This is a genomic window from Streptomyces sp. NA02950, from assembly GCF_013364155.1.
In the GTDB taxonomy this organism is placed as follows: Bacteria; Actinomycetota; Actinomycetes; order Streptomycetales; family Streptomycetaceae; genus Streptomyces.
The window spans coordinates 5,137,364-5,152,948 of the sequence record NZ_CP054916.1 but is presented as its reverse complement, the minus strand read 5'-3'; the positions used below and the strand labels follow the sequence as shown (position 1 = coordinate 5,152,948).

Annotated in this window: 15 protein-coding genes; 8 read left to right on the top strand and 7 right to left on the bottom strand. The window is 69.3% G+C overall.

The genetic code is table 11. The annotated features are described in order from the left end of the window. The first annotated feature begins 234 nt into the window (after window positions 1–234). Together HUT19_RS22630 and HUT19_RS22625 are read left to right on the top strand one after the other, a co-directional pair. Window positions 235–945, top strand: a complete 711-nt coding sequence (locus tag HUT19_RS22630) for a DUF461 domain-containing protein (protein ID WP_176182213.1) — start codon at window positions 235–237, stop codon at window positions 943–945. Between the two features lie 433 nt (window positions 946–1,378). Continuing rightward, a complete protein-coding gene (locus HUT19_RS22625; protein WP_176186644.1) occupies window positions 1,379–2,419 on the top strand; it encodes an IS30 family transposase in 1,041 nt (346 codons plus the stop codon). Window positions 2,420–2,494: 75 nt separating this feature from the next. On the opposite strand, the gene HUT19_RS22620 is transcribed toward HUT19_RS22625, so the two are convergent. Continuing rightward, window positions 2,495–3,175: a response regulator transcription factor gene (locus HUT19_RS22620; protein WP_176182212.1), complete on the bottom strand. Its 681-nt coding sequence runs from the start codon at window positions 3,173–3,175 to the stop codon at window positions 2,495–2,497. Continuing rightward, window positions 3,172–4,452: a cell wall metabolism sensor histidine kinase WalK gene (locus HUT19_RS22615; RefSeq protein ID WP_176182211.1), complete on the bottom strand. Its 1,281-nt coding sequence runs from the start codon at window positions 4,450–4,452 to the stop codon at window positions 3,172–3,174. Before HUT19_RS22615 ends, HUT19_RS22620 begins: the two co-directional genes overlap by 4 nt. Window positions 4,453–4,862: 410 nt before the next feature. Here HUT19_RS22615 and phoU point away from each other — a divergent pair, with 410 nt between their 5' ends. Next, window positions 4,863–5,543 (top strand): phosphate signaling complex protein PhoU, encoded by a 681-nt coding sequence (gene phoU / locus HUT19_RS22610; RefSeq protein WP_176182210.1) that lies wholly within the window; start codon window positions 4,863–4,865, stop codon window positions 5,541–5,543. 670 nt (window positions 5,544–6,213) lie between these two features. Here the strand turns inward: phoU and HUT19_RS22605 are convergent. The 3 genes from HUT19_RS22605 to HUT19_RS22595 all read right to left on the bottom strand — a co-directional run bounded on the left by HUT19_RS22605 (window position 6,214) and on the right by HUT19_RS22595 (window position 10,293). Next, complete coding sequence (locus tag HUT19_RS22605) at window positions 6,214–7,185, bottom strand: glycosyltransferase family A protein (protein WP_176182209.1); 972 nt, start codon at window positions 7,183–7,185, stop codon at window positions 6,214–6,216. A gap of 137 nt (window positions 7,186–7,322) precedes the next feature. Beyond that, window positions 7,323–7,793: a hypothetical protein gene (locus HUT19_RS22600; RefSeq protein WP_176182208.1), complete on the bottom strand. Its 471-nt coding sequence runs from the start codon at window positions 7,791–7,793 to the stop codon at window positions 7,323–7,325. A 109-nt stretch (window positions 7,794–7,902) separates the two neighbouring features. Beyond that, on the bottom strand, window positions 7,903–10,293 hold the full coding sequence (locus tag HUT19_RS22595) for a glycosyltransferase (RefSeq protein WP_254885717.1): 2,391 nt from the start codon (window positions 10,291–10,293) through the stop codon (window positions 7,903–7,905). A 310-nt stretch (window positions 10,294–10,603) separates the two neighbouring features. On the opposite strand from HUT19_RS22595, the gene HUT19_RS22590 reads away from it, so the two are divergent. The 5 genes from HUT19_RS22590 to HUT19_RS22570 all read left to right on the top strand — a co-directional run bounded on the left by HUT19_RS22590 (window position 10,604) and on the right by HUT19_RS22570 (window position 13,477). Then, window positions 10,604–11,800 (top strand): helix-turn-helix domain-containing protein, encoded by a 1,197-nt coding sequence (locus HUT19_RS22590; protein WP_176182206.1) that lies wholly within the window; start codon window positions 10,604–10,606, stop codon window positions 11,798–11,800. A 102-nt stretch (window positions 11,801–11,902) separates the two neighbouring features. Further along, window positions 11,903–12,319, top strand: coding sequence for a hypothetical protein (locus HUT19_RS22585; protein WP_254885716.1), 417 nt, complete (start codon window positions 11,903–11,905; stop codon window positions 12,317–12,319). Window positions 12,320–12,509: 190 nt separating this feature from the next. Next, a complete protein-coding gene (locus tag HUT19_RS22580) occupies window positions 12,510–12,731 on the top strand; it encodes a hypothetical protein (RefSeq protein WP_176182204.1) in 222 nt (73 codons plus the stop codon). 109 nt (window positions 12,732–12,840) lie between these two features. Then, the gene (locus HUT19_RS22575; protein ID WP_176182203.1) at window positions 12,841–13,296 is read left to right on the top strand and encodes a hypothetical protein; all 456 of its coding nucleotides are present in this window, start codon (window positions 12,841–12,843) and stop codon (window positions 13,294–13,296) included. 34 nt (window positions 13,297–13,330) lie between these two features. Continuing rightward, window positions 13,331–13,477 carry a hypothetical protein gene (locus HUT19_RS22570; RefSeq protein ID WP_176182202.1) on the top strand — a complete coding sequence of 49 codons (147 nt, stop codon included), beginning with the start codon at window positions 13,331–13,333 and terminating at the stop codon, window positions 13,475–13,477. A gap of 311 nt (window positions 13,478–13,788) precedes the next feature. Here the strand turns inward: HUT19_RS22570 and HUT19_RS22565 are convergent, their stop codons facing one another. Both HUT19_RS22565 and HUT19_RS22560 read right to left on the bottom strand, forming a co-directional pair. Further along, window positions 13,789–14,358, bottom strand: a complete 570-nt coding sequence (locus HUT19_RS22565; RefSeq protein WP_176181369.1) for a GNAT family N-acetyltransferase — start codon at window positions 14,356–14,358, stop codon at window positions 13,789–13,791. Continuing rightward, the gene (locus HUT19_RS22560) at window positions 14,355–15,122 is read right to left on the bottom strand and encodes a GntR family transcriptional regulator (RefSeq protein ID WP_176181368.1); all 768 of its coding nucleotides are present in this window, start codon (window positions 15,120–15,122) and stop codon (window positions 14,355–14,357) included. The genes HUT19_RS22565 and HUT19_RS22560 overlap by 4 nt, the downstream gene beginning before the upstream one ends. Window positions 15,123–15,585: the final 463 nt, after the last annotated feature.

The window sequence follows — 15,585 nt, the reverse complement described above, 5'->3', positions numbered from 1 at the left end:
GAATTGATCACGAGAGGACCGGATCACTCCTGTGATCAATTCCAGGACATCCACGGATTCCTTACCGATAATCTCCGGGCCGGGCCGCCGAACCGATATTCAGGACGGCTCCGGAAGGGCCCCGCGGGCCCGTGCCGCGTCCAGGAGGCGGGTCGGGTGCGGCTCCAAGAGGGCGGATCGGTAACCTAAGGCCGCTGATCCAACTTTTACCTCGTCCTAGGAGATGCCGCCGCCGTGAGCAGCAGCCTTCGACGCGGCGTCCTCGCCGCCGCCGCCATCGTGGTCTCGGTCGCCCCGCTCTCCGCCTGCGCGGCCGGGAACGACGCGCAGACGCAGGAGATCAAGCCGGACAACGCCGCGACGTCCGTCGGCACCATCAAGATCCAGAACGTCAACGTGGTGACCCAGCCGGACCGCAAGGCCAAGGGCCCGGCCGTGGTCACGGGCAAGATCTTCAACAACGGTGCGCGGAACGAGACGCTCAAGGCCATCACCCTTCCGGGCACCGGCGCCCGCGCGAAGCTCTCCCCGGCCAAGAAGGGCTCGGGCCCGATCGTGGTGCCGGCCGGTGGCTCGGTGATCCTCGGCGGCAAGGGCAACCCCTCCGCGGTCCTCGCCAACGGGCGGGAGGCCGCGCGGGACGGGGACGCACAGCGCGTCGTCTTCGACCTCAACCGGACCGGCGACATCCCGATCACCGCCTTCGTCGTCCCGGCGCACAGCTACTTCAAGGGCTGGGGCCCGTCCGAGGTGCCGACCGCCACACCGGGCAAGCCGACCGGAACGCCGACCGGCACCCCGTCCGGCTCGGCGAGCCAGGACACCCGTCCAGGCGCCACCAGGCCCGGCGAGAAGCCGTCCGGTTCGGCCACCGCCAAGCCCGGTGGCACCACCAAGCCCGGCAACGGCATCGCCCCCGGCGAGCCGACGCCGAACGCCCACTGAGGCACGGACGAGGGCCCCGGAAGCAGTCCTTGGGTTCTAACGGTCCTCGCAACACCCGCGATCTGTGGGAGTTGCGAGGACCGTGGCCGTTGGACGGGATGATCTTGCGGGGTTGAGGGAGCGTTTCCTTGCGCGGCTGGATGCCGTGGGGAACGTGACCGTGGTGGCGCGTGAGCTGGGGGTGAACCGGAACACTGCCTTCGGCTGGGCCCGAAAGGCCGGACGGACCTCGGTGCGCCTGCCTCGGCGGCACCCCGGGCGCGACGAGTACGAGCGGCTTCGGGCCGCCGGTGTCGCACCTCGGGTGGCGGCCCTGCAGGTCGGGGTGAACGAGCGCACGGCCAAGGACTGGGACTGGGGCGTCAAGAAGACCGGCACCACGCGCACTTACGCTGACGGCCGCCGTGTCGACTACAGCACCGGGACCGTCACGATGTGCGGTGTGACCACGGCACCGGTGGGCCTGACGGCCCTGGAGAAGCAGCTTCACCCGCGGTTCCTAGCGCTCGCCGAGCGCGAGAAGATCCGCGATCTGCGCGCGGCGGGGCAGTCGCTGAGGGCGATCGGACGGGTCCTGGGACGGCCGGCGAGCACCATCAAGCGGGAGATCGACGCGAACTCGGGCAGCGAGGGCTACCAGCCCTACGCCGCCCACCGGGCAGCGGCAGCGCGCAGACCCCGGCCCAAGGAGCGCAAACTGCTGCGCGAGGGACGGCTGCGCCGCTTCGTCCGGGACGGACTGCGCCAGCGGTGGTCACCGGCACAGATCTGCCACGCTCTACGGAGAGAGCATCCCGACGACGAGAGCATGCGGGTGAGCGTGGAGACGGTCTACCAGGCACTGTATTTCCAGGCCCGCGGCGGCCTGAAGCGGGAAGTGCAGGCCGCCATCCGTTCCGGCCGGACCCGCCGCAAACCGCGCCGGGACTCCCAGCGGCGCACGCCCCGGTTCATCGACCCGATGGTGATGATCAGCGACCGTCCCGCCGACGTCGAGGACCGGGCCGTGCCCGGTCACTGGGAAGGCGACCTGATCATCGGCGCGGGCGGGCGCTCCGCGATCGCCACCCTGGTCGAGCGCAGCACCCGTTACACCCTGCTGGTCCATCTGCCGGGCGGGGCCCACGACGCCGAGACCGTCCGCGACGGCCTCGTTGCCACGATCCAGACCCTGCCCGCCCACCTGCGCGGCTCCCTCACCTGGGACCAGGGCAGCGAGATGGCACGCCACAAGCAGTTCAGCATGGCCACCGGCATGCCCGTCTACTTCTGCGACCCCGCCAGCCCCTGGCAACGCGGCTCGAACGAGAACACCAACGGCCTCCTGCGCCAGTACTTCCCGAAAGGCACCGACCTCAGCGTCCACAGTCCCGAAGACCTCGAACACGTCGCCCAGGAACTCAACGGCCGCCCACGCAAGACGCTCGGCTGGGATACCCCAGCCGAGCGTCTACGTGATCTACTCACCACCTGAAACCAAGTGGTGTTGCGACGACCCCTTGAATCCAAGGTCTTCCGGGGCCCTCGTCGCCTTCGGCCGCGCTCCGGCTTACGGCTCGAACTTGTAGCCCAGACCGCGCACGGTGACCAGGTACCGCGGCGTCCCCGGGTCCGGCTCGATCTTGGCGCGCAGCCGCTTCACATGGACATCCAGGGTCTTGGTGTCGCCCACGTAGTCCGCGCCCCAGACGCGGTCGATCAGCTGCATCCGGGTCAGCACCCGGCCCGCGTTCCGCAGCAACATCTCCAGCAGGTCGAACTCCTTCAGCGGCAGGTCCACCTTGCCGCCGTCGACCGTGACCACATGCCGGTCCACATCCATCCGGACCGGTCCGGCCTCCAGGGCCGCGGGGGTGACCTCCTCGGGCTCGCCGCGGCGGCGCAGCACGGCTCTGATCCGGGCGACCAGCTCGCGGGAGGAAAAAGGCTTGGTCACATAGTCATCGGCACCTATCTCCAGCCCGACGACCTTGTCGATCTCACTGTCCTTGGCGGTGACCATGATCACCGGAACGTTGGAGCGGCCGCGCAGCTGCCGGCACACCTCCGTACCGGGCAGTCCCGGCAGCATCAGGTCGAGCAGCACCAGATCGGCGCCGTTCCGCTCGAACTCATCGAGCCCCTCGGGTCCCGTAGCCGCGATCGCGACCTCGAATCCCTCCTTGCGAAGCATGTACGACAACGCGTCGCTGAACGATTCCTCGTCCTCGACGACCAGAACTCGGGTCACGGAAGGACCTCCGGGGCTGAAAGTGGTTCGTTGGAGAAGGTCTCGTACGGCCGGTCCGCTTCCTCGCCATCGAGGTCGGCCCCGGTCTCGTACGACTCGCTCGACGAGCGGTCCCGGTCCCGCGCCGCACCGGCTTCCGGGAGTCTCAGGGTGAAGGTGGAGCCTTGTCCCTCGGCGCTCCACACCGTGACCTCCCCGCCGTGCGAGGCGGCCACGTGCTTGACGATGGCGAGACCGAGCCCGGTCCCGCCGGTCTGCCGCGAGCGGGCGGGATCGACGCGGTAGAACCGCTCGAAGATCCGCTCACGGTCCTTCTCGGATATGCCGATGCCCTGGTCCGTGACGGCGATCTCGATCAGATCGCCTCCGGTCGCGGGGATACGGCGGGCGGCGATGCCGACGCGGGTCCGGGCCGGGCTGTAGTTCACCGCGTTCTCGACGAGGTTGCCGAGCGCGGCGGCCAGCTGGCCGCGGTTGCCCCAGACGTGCAGTTCGGCGGTGCCGCCGGTGGCCATGGTGATCTGTTTGGTGCCCGCCTGGTGGCGGCAGCGGTCGATGGCCTCGGCGACCAGCTCGTCGACCCGGACCGGCTCGGCGTCCTCCAGCGGGTCGTCGTTCTGCACCCGGGAGAGATCGATCAGCTCCTGGACCAGGCTGGTCAGCCGGGTCGCCTCGACCTGCATCCGCCCGGCGAAGCGGGTGACCGCCTCCGGGTCGTCGGACGCGTCCATCACGGCCTCGGACAGCAGCGACAGCGCGCCGACCGGGGTCTTGAGCTCATGGCTGACATTCGCCACGAAGTCGCGCCGGACCGCCTCGATCCGGCGGGCCTCGGTGAGGTCCTCCACCAGCAGCAGTACCAGCCGGGAGCCGAGCGGGGCCACTCTGGCCGATACGGCGAGGGCGTCGCCGCCCCGGCCGCTGCCGCGTCGCGCCAGATCGAGCTCGATCTGCCGGATCTCGCCGTCCCGCCGGGTCTCGCGGGCCATCGCCAGCATCGGCTCGACCGCCAGCTTGCCGCCGCGCACCAGGCCCAGCGCATACGCCGCCGAGCTGGCCTTCACGACCGCGTCCGCCTCGTCGAGGACGACCGCCGAGGACCGCAGGACCGAGAGAACGGTGTCCACGCCGGGCGGCAGTACCGCATCGGTGTGCAGCGAGGAGCGCGTAGGCTTCGCCTGTTCGCGCTCGCTCCAGCGGAACGCCAGCATGGCGATCACACCGGTGCAGAGCCCGGCGAGCGCCGCCACTGCGGCGATCGCCGCGTTCACGTTCATGCGTCCAGGTTATGCGGGGCACCGGACCCCTCCACAGCCCCGCAGCGATCCCCTCGAACAGACGTTGCCGAGAGTTCACCGAGGGGTCGGCACCGGTTCACTCCCGACCGTCCGCCGCGGGGGTCGGGCACGGCGACGCGAGGGGCATGTTGCCGAGAGTTCACCGAGGGGTCGGGTGTGGTTCACCCCCGATGCCGGAGCAGGACGCGTTCCGGCCGGAACGTGGGAGTGTGGGGCGCGGGCGCGAGTCCACGCCGACCGGCCGGGGAACCGGTACCGGGCGGAGATCGATCGAGATCGGTCAGAGATCAATAGAGATCAATAGAGATCTATCGAGAACGATCTGTTGAGAACGATCTGTTGAGATCCACAGAGATCCGTCAGCGAGAGTCAGTGAGAGAAGGTCAGTGATGCGGGACGCGTACCACGAGGAGCTGGATTCGATCGGGGAGGGCCTGGTCGACATGGCCCGGCTGGTCGGTTCGGCCATCGGCCGTGCCACCACCGCCATTCTGGACGCGGATCTCAAGCTCGCCGAGAGCGTCATCGCCGCCGACGAGAAGGTCGACGATCTCCAGCGCGAGCTCGAGAGCCGTGCGATAGCCCTGCTGGCCCGGCAGCAGCCGGTCGCCACCGATCTGCGGATCGTCGTCACCAGCCTGCGGATGAGCGCCGACCTCGAGCGCTCCGGCGACCTCGCCCAGCACGTCGCCAAGCTGGCCCGGCTGCGCTTCCCGAACTCCGCCGTCCCCCGCGATCTGCACGCCACCATCCTGGAGATGGGCCAGCTCGCCCAGCGGCTGATGGCCAAAGCCGGCGAGGTCATCATCACCAAGGACGTCGACCTCGCGCTCCAGCTGGAGCAGGACGACGACGCGATGGACCTGCTCCACCGCACCCTCTTCCAGCACCTGATGGACGACCGCTGGAAGCACGGCATCGAGACCGCCGTCGATGTGACCCTGCTGGGCCGCTACTACGAGCGGTTCGCCGACCACGCGGTGTCGGTCGCCAAGCGCGTCGTCTACCTGGTCACCGGTGAGCACGCGGACGAGATCGTCCAGCAGCAGGACACCGTCGAAGGGGCGTGACGCCGCCCTGCGGGTATGCCTCCGCGCGCCGTCCGTGCGCCCCTGCGCACGGACGGCGGATCGGCACCATGAGCAGCAGGTGACCCTTCTCGAGGAGGCGACACATGGCGGACCTCGCCAAGCCCAGGCCCATGCCCACCCCCGCCACCCGCCCGGCCGACCGGCGCCCCCCGCTCCCCCCGCTCGCCGCCTGCGGCTGCGGCTCGGGCTGTGGCTGCGGCTGCCAGTCCGGCGGGCCCTGCCAGTGCGGCGGCTGCTGCTGACGTAGGCGTACGTCAGCAGGGCCCGGGACCGGTGCGGTCCCGGGCCCTGCTGCGTTCAGCCGCGGCCCTGTCCGGTTCCGGTTGACGGGGATCCCGGCCGGGTGCGGCTGGTGTCCCGTTGGGCCTGGACCGCCGTGGGATCGTCAAGCCGGGCGCGGACGGCCGGATGGACATCCGTCACCTGGCGGATGACCCACGGTTACAGGAGACGTCGGGAACGCACAGCGCCCCCTGCCTGGCGGGGAAACCGCGGACAGGGGGCTTCAAGCGGGTGGGCAGCGGCCTCGGACGGCCCGGCGACGGCCCGGACGTCGCCCACCGTTTCACCTCGCCCAGTCCCATATGACCCGGCGGTGACGCCGGCCTGGTGGATCCGCCCTGCACCTCGACCGGAGCCGGCCACCGCGCTACACGGTGGACACCGCCGTCGGGGCCGGGGCCTTCTCCTGGGCGGGAGAGCCGGCCGTGCGGCGGTGGGCCGCCAGCTCCTTCGTCAGCCGCTGGATGTGGTAGTGCTGAACCCGCGCCGTGCGCTGTAGCGCCATCACCGCGGTGAGGAAATGATCCATCTCGGCGGCCCGGGTGAGGATGTCGTCGGGCACGTGTTCGTCCCGCAGGCAGGCTTCCGCGTCCTGGCCGAGCACGGCCCGCGCCCAGCCACGGGTGATCGGCTTGAACAGGCTCGGGTGATTGGCGACGATCCGCGCCCGGATGGCCAGGTCGTTCTCGGCGGCCTCCACGTGCAGTCCCGTGTCCTTGTTGCGCGCCCCGAACAGCGGCTCATGGATGTGGTGGGCATCGAAGCCGTGCTCGACGCAGCCGACCCAGAAGTCCCAGTCCTCTCCGGCCCGCATGCTCTCGTCATAGCCGCCCACGGTCCGCCACACCTCCCGGCGGTACAGCGAGCAGTAGAACATGATCAGCCTCTGGAGCATCAGTTCCCGGCTGTAGGCCGGGAGGGACATCGCCTGCGGGGGCAGATCGTCTTCGGTGAAGGTGAACACATCAGTGGAGGCGATCGCGATGTCGGGGCTGCCGTCCAGGACCGCGACGGTCTTCTCGAGCATCGTGGGAGCGATCACGTCGTCGGCGTCCAGCGGAAGGACGTAGCGGCCGGTGGCTGCCTCGATCCCGGTGTTGCGGGCGGCCGAGACGCCGCCGTTCGCCCGCTGGACGAGCCTGATGCGCCGGTCGGGGTGGCGGGCGATCAGGGACCGGGCCACCTCGGCGGTGTCGTCGGTGCTGCCGTCGTCGACGATGAGGATCTCCCAGTCCTGGAAGGTCTGGGCGAGGATGCTGGACACGGCCTCGGGCAGATAGCGGGCGTAGTCATGGCAGGGGATGACCACCGAGACCACAGGGGCGGGAGTGTGTGGCATGCGCGGTCTTTCGGTTCGGGGCGGGGGTGGGGGTGGGAGTGGGAATCGGGCGGGCCGGAAGCCGGTGTTCCGGGCACCGGCCGTCCCCCGGGGCCACTTCCGCGGGCCCACGGCCGGGCACTGCCACGGATCCTGCGCTAGCTGTGCTCGTGCTCCGCACGCTGAGGGGCGTAGGCCCCGTCCGCGTACTCGCGGTAGTGGCCGAACCCGAGCTCGCGTCCGCGGTCGTCATCGACCTCGCAGAACCACCCGTAGTCGGCGATGGTCATGTTGTTCACCGGCGGGCAGCAGTGCCCGTAGTCGGTGATGGTCATGTTGTTCACCGGCGGGCAGCAGTGCCCGTAGTCGGTGATCGTCATGTTGTTCACCGGCGGGCAGCAGTGCCCGTAGTCGGTGATGGTGACGTTGCCGATCGGCTCGCAGGGGTGACTGGTCCCGGGCGTGAGGGTCACGTCGCCGCTCATCGGCTGTCCTGGGTACCCGTACGTCGCCGTCCGCGTCTGCGTGTCCGGAGCGATGGCGGCGTAGGCCGCCTCCGCGGTGCCGAGCAGTCCGGCCGTGGCCAGCGCGGCAGGCAGGGCCAGTGAGGTCATGACACGGGATTTCACGGTGGCACCTTTCCTTTGGGTGCGGGGGAGCTGCCCCGGAATGCCGGTGTACTTCGTGGCGCGGGCAGTAAAGCCACCGTAAGTTTGGTCACTCAATGCGTCAAAACGATTACTCACTGTGTGTGACGGCCAGGGTGGCGGGTTCCGGCCGCGGTGCGCCGTGGTGCGGATGCACCACCTCCAGATCGGGCAGAGCCCAGCATGCGGTTCCCATGTCCAGGGCCATCGCGGCCAGCCCCTCGGTCTCGATGAACTGCCGGTAGGGGAAGGACGGGAAGGTGAGGCCGTCGCGGTGCAACTCCGCACGGACCAGCAACGCGGTTCCGCCGACCGAGTCGACGCGGACGAGTCCGCGGCCGCGCAATTCGTCGAGGTACGTCCGGCCGAATCCCCTGGGAGGCTGAAGGATGCCGTCGCGCAGCCACTGGGCCCAGTTGAGCGTGCCGGCTCCGGGCTTGAGGACGAAGGTGTTGAGGTCGTACGTCGGCCCGCCGGGTGCGGTGGCGCAGTGCGGGACGACGATGTCCTTGCGGGCGCCGAGCAGGCGCTGGACGAGGTCCGCCGGATAGCCGGTGACATCGACGTCGAGCCACAGCACCCATTCCTCGTCGGCCAGGGCCCGGGCGAGGAGATGGTTGCGCACCTTGGCCAGCACCGAGCGGCGCCGGCGCTGGATGCCCTGCTCCCAGCGGGGTCCGGCCAGCTGGAGGCCGAAGTCACGGTGGACGAGGGTCACCCGCCGGAACTCCCCCTCGATGCCGGGCAGGACCTGCCGGAGCAGTTCCGGGGTCGAGTCCCTGCTGTCGCCCTCCAGCAGGCCCAGCGAGATCGCCTCGCGCGGGTAGTCCAGCGTGCGCAGGCGGTCCAGATAGCCGGGCAGGAACGCGGCCGCGTCCTTGAGGGGCGTGAGCACCAGCACCGGGGGCCGCTCGCTCGCCGGTGCCGGGGCGGGCTCGGGTTCCGGTTGCGGCTTCCGCTCGTAGCTGCGCGCGGCGCCCGCGGCGGCGGTGTCGGCGTGCGCGATGTCCCCCGGTTCGAGCGGCAGCCGGGCCGCCATGGCGAGCAACTGCTCGGCGTAGGCTCCGGGTTCGGCCCACACCTGGGTCGCCACCTCGAAGTGTTCCGCGAAATGCGACGCGTCGAAGGTGTTGTTCCCGTGGCACACGTAGGTGTACAGGTCGGGCGCGTCCACCGAGACGACCCGGCAGCTTCGGACCAGCTCCTCGGCCACCGGGGTGTCCTCGCCACGGCGCTCGGCCGGATAGCGCGGGAGCCGGCCCTTCGCGCACACCATCGACCCTTCCCAGACCCGCGCGCAGGAGATGGCCAGCTTGCGGCGGGCGGGCCACCACAGCCGCTCACGGGCGAGGAAGCACGCGTCGGCACCGAGCGCCAGGATCGCCGCCATCTGGGTCTCCACCCGCTCCGGGTCGTACAGGTCGTCGTCGTCCCACTGGCACACGTACGGCCCGGTGGCCCGGTCCACCGCCTCGTTGCGCAGTTCCCCCAAGGTCCGTCGCTCCGGGGGGAGGCGGTGATGGTGGATCCGCGGGTCGTCCAGGTCACGGATGTGCCGCTCGAGCGCGTCATCGGTGCCGTCCTCCACCACGACCAGCTCCAGGTTCGGGTAGGTCTGAGCGGTGAAGCACCTGATCGCGCGGCATGCCGTCGCCGAGCGGTCCTTGGTCACCATCAGGCAGGACACGGTCGGCGCCGGCGCGCCCGAGGCCCAACGGCGGCGCTGTGCCTCCAGGTTGAGCAGGCCGTCGGCGACCGGCTGCCGCTCCTGACTGGCCCAGAACGGGAACCGTCTGCCCGCCGAGACCCTCGGCGCGGTCGCGGTGTCACAGGCCCAGCTGCCCGACCAGTGGTGCACGGCGTAGGCATGCTCGTAGTCGGCCTCCTGCGGGCCGAACAGCTCTGTCGCGTGCGGGCTCACCTCCGGGTACAGGACCTCCGGGCCGACCACCGTGATCGAGTCCGGCTCCGGGGCACTGTCGACCGCTCTGGTGAGGAAGAACGGGCCGGTCGTGTCGAGCGTGGCCGGCAGCTTGTGGGCGCCGACCAGTCGGCGGTGCACATGGGCCGCCCAGAAGGGGTGACCCGGCCGTGACGCGATGAACGCGTTGCCGACGATGCGGGTGAATCCGCGCTGCCGGGCCAGCAACAAGCGGGTGTGCGCCTCGGGTTCGCAGCCGAGGACGAGTTCGCGCCCGTCAAGGAGGTCGGAGACCGGCTTCAGGCACTCGAAATCCAGATCCACGTAGAGGCCGCCGAAATGGTCGAGCAGGAAATAGCGGATCGCGTCGGCCCGCATGATCGGTTCGGGATAGCCGTCGTAGACCGGCAGGAACCACGGATAGTGCTCCTGGAGGAAGGCGCGGTTGTCCGCATCCGTCCACAACCGATAGCCCCAGCCGGGGTGGTGCAGCCGCCAGGACTCGGCCCACTTCTGCCATGCCGGAGGGAGGTCGGCGTCTTTCCATGTCTGGTGAATCAAGGGGGGAATTGTCTTTTGTGCAGTCATTCGCACAGTATGTCGGGTTGTTTTGGCAGGCCGGATATCCGGTGATACCCGCCGCCGGAGCAATCACCCGAACGGTGGGCTCAGGGCATCGCCGGTGCGGCCCGGGACGACTGGCCCGCCGCGTGGACCGGGCGAGCTACGTGCGGGCCTCGTACCCCCACGGGGGGACGATTCGTGGGCGGCAGGACCGCGCGACGGCCCCATCAAAATGGGGTCGTCCAGCCGTACTGCCAGGTCGGCCACGGGTACCGTTCTGAGTGTCCAGGGCAGAACGGAGTTCAGCATGCCGCAGAGCAATGAGGAACATACCGGTGCACGGATCGCCCGTACTCGTCGTGAGCGTGCTCTGACCCAGCAGGGTCTGGCGATGCGCGCCAACGTCTCGAAGTCCCTGCTGTCCAAGGTCGAATGCGGTCAGAAGCCCGCCTCGCCATCGCTGGTCGCCGCCTGCGCACGGGCGCTGAGCGTCACCACCGCGGACCTTCTCGGCCAGCCCTATACCCAGGAACTGCGACGCGAGCGGCTGGATGAGGTGATACAGCCCATCCGGGTCAGCATGGAGAACTGGGACATCCCCCTCAACTGGCAGGTGCCGGCCCGTCCCGTCGCGCTGATCCGGGCCGACATGGAAAAGGTCCTGACCCAGCGGCGGCAGGCCGAGTATCTGCCGATGGCCGTCGATCTCCCCGCGCTCATCGACGAGTGCGTGCAGGCCATCCACACCACCAGCGGTGAGGAGCGGCGGCAGGGGCATGAGTGTCTGGCTTGGGCGTTCCGGTGTGTGTTCACACTGGCTTGGTCCTTCGGGTACGTGGACCTGGCCACCGTCGCCCTGCAACGTCTGGCGTGGGCGGCGCCCCGGGCCGATGAGCCGGGGCTGGCTGCCATGTACGGGTATCTGCGTGCCCAGACCACTCTGTCTTCCAGCCGGTACGACCTGGGGATGCGGGTGGTGGATGGCACGTTGCGGGACATGGCCGGACAGGACTCCCGGAACGCGACGGGTCTGGTCGCGATGACGGGCGTGCTTCAGCTGCGGGCGGCGGTGATCGCCGGACGGATGGGGGACGCCGACGCAGTGGACGCTCGCGTGTCCGAGGCCCGCGCGCTCGCTCAGCGGACCGGGGAGACCGCGGCCTATGGCGTCGGGTGGGGTCCGACCAACGTGGGAGTGCACGCTGTCGCGATCGCCTGCGATCTGGACGAGTACGGACAGGCTGTCGATCTGGCGCAGGGCGTTCGGTTCCCCAAGGGCTGGGATCGGTCCCGGGCCGGGCATCACTGGTTGGACCTGGGCAGGGCCAACGTGTGGACGGAGGACGCGGATGAGGCGCTGCGCTGTCTTCAGCGGGCTCGTCGTACTGCCCCTCAGCAGACGCGCTATCACCCCACCGTGCGGGAGGCCGTGGTGACGCTGCGGTCGCGTGACCGGTCGCGTAGCTGTGAGCTTGCCGAGTTCGCGCAGTGGATCGGCCTGTAGCAGTCGCGGTGATGGTCGGGTTGCACTGTTCTGTGCAACCCGACGCTCAGCACGGTCGACACGATGTGACGGTCAGTGAACCGTCCGTGCATGGAGTCGACCATGACGAGCAGAGCCGAGCAGTGGACCCCGCCGAACGGGCCCGATCCCGAGGCCTTACCGGCAGGCCGATGGTGGGACGCGGTCCGGGCGGCGGAGGACATCGGTGAACGCGCCCTCGGCATCCTCGGCGAGCAGTCCGGCGCCGTCATCAAAGACCGCTGCAACACCCTCTACTGGCTCATCGCGCCCGGCACGACCACGTCCTGGAATCTGCGCGGAGTCACCGTCCTCACCGAAACCGAAGGCGTCGCCACCTACCTCGGCGTGCCCCCGGCGGACCGGTTGACCCAACCCGGCTCGTATTGGCGGGTCCCGTTCACACGTCGCCGGTACCTCACCGATTCGCACCTGTCGCACAAGGCGCTGATTTGCGCCCTGCTCGCCGAAGCCGGTGAAGCTCAGGAGGGCGACCGGTGATGCCTCAGGTCTGCGCCCGCTGCCAAACGACGACCAGGCAGCCGGTCGTGGTCGCGATCGGGCACGGTGCGAGCGCTGGCGGCGGCACCATCTACGCCTGTCCGGGCCAGTGCGCCGAAAGCCTCCCGGAGCAGCGCGACCCCTTCGAGCAGACCCTCCCCGCCCGCCACGCCCCCGTCAGGTGGCAGGGATGACGGCCGCGGCCGACTACGGGACGACCCGGACGACGTACGAGACCTGGGTGTGCGAGCCCGCCTGCGGCGTACCCACCGCCCCGTCCGAGCCGACGCCCTGGGGACGGTTCCTCGACCACGCCATGGGCTGTGCCGACTGCCGGGCGGGCCAGCGGTGCGCCACCGGGCACAGGTTGCTCCACGCGGTGCGGGAGGCCCTCACCGCGGCCGCCCCATGACCGGCGGGGCTGCCACTGCCGCGACACAAAGCCCCGCCCCGGTCGCGCGCTTGGACGGCTGGCGACCGGGACGGAAACCGTGCACCACCCCATCGAGAGAGGAAGGCACATGCGAGACGTTACTGCGTTACTCGACCGGCCACAGCGGGCCGAGGTCATCGGGACCGTCCTGCGCAGCAACCCCGGCATGGACGAGGACATGGCAGGCCGGATCGTCGACGAGGCGGTGAAGTTCGTCGCCGCAGCGGCGGGGACGGCCCAGCCGCTCGCTCCATCCCGGGTCGTGGACGAAGGCTGGCACGCCCTGATCCTGCACACCCACACGTACCGCCAACTGTGCGAGGGCCTCGGCGCCTTCGTCCACCACGTCCCGGAGGCACCCGACCCACAGTGGCGAGACCCCGAGGCTCTGACGCGGACCCGACAGCGCATGGCCGAGGCGGGATTCCCCGTGGACGACGCCCTGTGGCTGGCGCCCACCGACCAGAGCATCCCGGTCGCGGCCAGTTGCCAGCACTCGGATGACAGCGGGCCGATCGTCATCATTCCCAAGCCCAAGGGCTGACCCGCGTAGGCTGCGGGCCGGAAGGAGGACACCGATGGAGTGGATCGACCCGAAGTACGCCGAGCTGGTCGCGACCATGCGACGGGCCGAGGCGGACGCCTCCGAACAGGACCCGTCCGAGGACCGGCCGGTCCGGGGGTTCATCGTCCCTGACGCCAGTCCCGGCCCGCTGCCGCGCTGAGCCGAACCCCGCCCGGTGCCGTGCGGCGCTGGGCAGGCAGACCTCTTCGCTGCCATCTTCGACGCGGCCGAAGACGGCCCCAGCTCAGCAACAAGCCCCCTACCCGCGAAGAAACCGCAGGCAGGGGGCTTGATCAGTCGGGCTTACTTCTTCTTGCCCTGGGTCTGGCGGGCCCGTTTTTCGCCCCTGGTCAGCGGGCCGCACACCTCGGCTGACCAGCGGTTGGGCCGTCGTTGTTGGTCGTTGTTGGTCGTCGGCGGTCGACCTCGGAGGGCCCAGAGAGGGCCCGGCGGTCTCGCCCCGGGCCTCACTCACGAAGAAGAGCAGCCCCCTCCCGGCTTGGGGGTGTCGTCCGTGAAACCGTGCTCAGCAGGACGTGTTGGGCGCTGAGCAAGCCAGCCAGACACCCGAGGGCCGCCGTTCACGGCCACTCCCTCAAGGACTGTCCGAACATGCTCGAAGCCTTGCCGAAGGTAGTACGCCTGAAGCCCCTCGTTAGTCGTCCACGCGTCCAGACGGAGCCACTTGGCTCCGGCCTCATAGGCCCGATCCCCCGCCCAATCGAGCAGGCGCCCCCCGACGTTCGCCCCGGCATGCGTGCGCGCCACAGTGAGCTTGTTGATGAACAGAGAGGGCTCCGCGAGTTCCTGCTCTGTCCAGAGCCCCGCTTCTGCGTCGGGAGTCAGAGTGATGGTCGCGACCGTCGCATCGCCGTCCACAACCATGAAGACAGTCCCTGCCTCGATGGTCTCCAGCAGCTTGTCAGCGGGATAGGGGCGTCGCCACTGGTCGGTGCCGAGACGGGCAAGCCAAGCTGCGGCCTCCTCCCGGAAGGCCAGCAGCTTGGCCACGTCGTGCGGCTCCGCGAGAGAGATGATCACGCGTTCTCGATTCGGGCGGACAGTTCGCCGATCTCGTAGTTCATCCGGTTCAGGTCGCCCCGAAACGTCGTGATCGTGCATCGGATGGGGCGATCCGGCGAGTAGCCCGTTCGGGTCCAGAGCATGACCGGCACACCGGCTCCAATCTCCAGTAGGCGAGCCTCCTCAGGCGTGGGCATTCGAGCCGCGATCTCGTCGAAGTACCCGACCTGTTCGATACCCCGGGAAGCGAGATAGCGTGTCGTGCCCTCAGCGATGTCGCCCGGCTCAGCCAGTCGCGGCGACTCGTCTACCAGCCACGATGGATAGTAGGTCGCTTGTGTGGACCATGGAACGTCGTCCACATAGCGATGACAGAACCGCAATACCGTCTTCGTACTCGGCTCGATCTTCAGTCGCTCAGCGATCTCCTGCGACGCAGGCAGCATCTCGACACGGAACGTCTGGTGCGGGCGGCGCCCCGCGTTCGTCACGTCCGTGTTGTACGCGTCGCCGTTCTGCGGAAATGTCAGGTTCTCGAAGCGAGACGCGTTGAGCTCGAACACCTCATGCGACTTGACCTCGTATCCGAGTCCCTGACTGGACGAGATCAGCCCCTCACTGACCAACAGACTCAGCCCATTGCGGATGGTGTTCCGCGACGCGTCGAAGCGCTGCTGTAGGTCGTTCTCAGAGGGCAGCCGCGATCCAGGCGCATGGGTGCCGTTGACGATCTCGCGGCGTAGGACGTCGGCCACTTGCCGGTACTTCGGCTGCTTGTTCATGGCCCCATCATGACGCACTCGCGCAACTTGTTGGTACATGCAGTCCCTAACCCCTTGACGCATCACTGTCCGTCGGTGCAGCATCACTGCATCGGCTTGTACCAACAAGCTGAGCAGGTGGTGTAACACCTCCAAGTGTGCCCGCCTGCGCCGAAAACTCAACAGCGTGATCCGCCACAGACACGACGGCCGTGACCAAACCAGCCGAGGTGAGCGGAGACCAGTCGGTCATCTCCCGTCAGGGACACGTGCCGACTCAAAAGAACGGATCTGCCCAAGGGCACCCACGCCGTGCGAAGAGACCGGGATGCGATTCCTCGGAGGAGCGGGACTGAGGCACAGATCCATATCGCGCAGTACGGGCCGTCACCTCCCGCAAAAGGTGTCCAGCGCGGCTCAGGCCCGCGCATCTCTGACTTCCGCCGCATCCGTGCGGCGGCCGGTTGCCTCCGCTGCTCGTCTC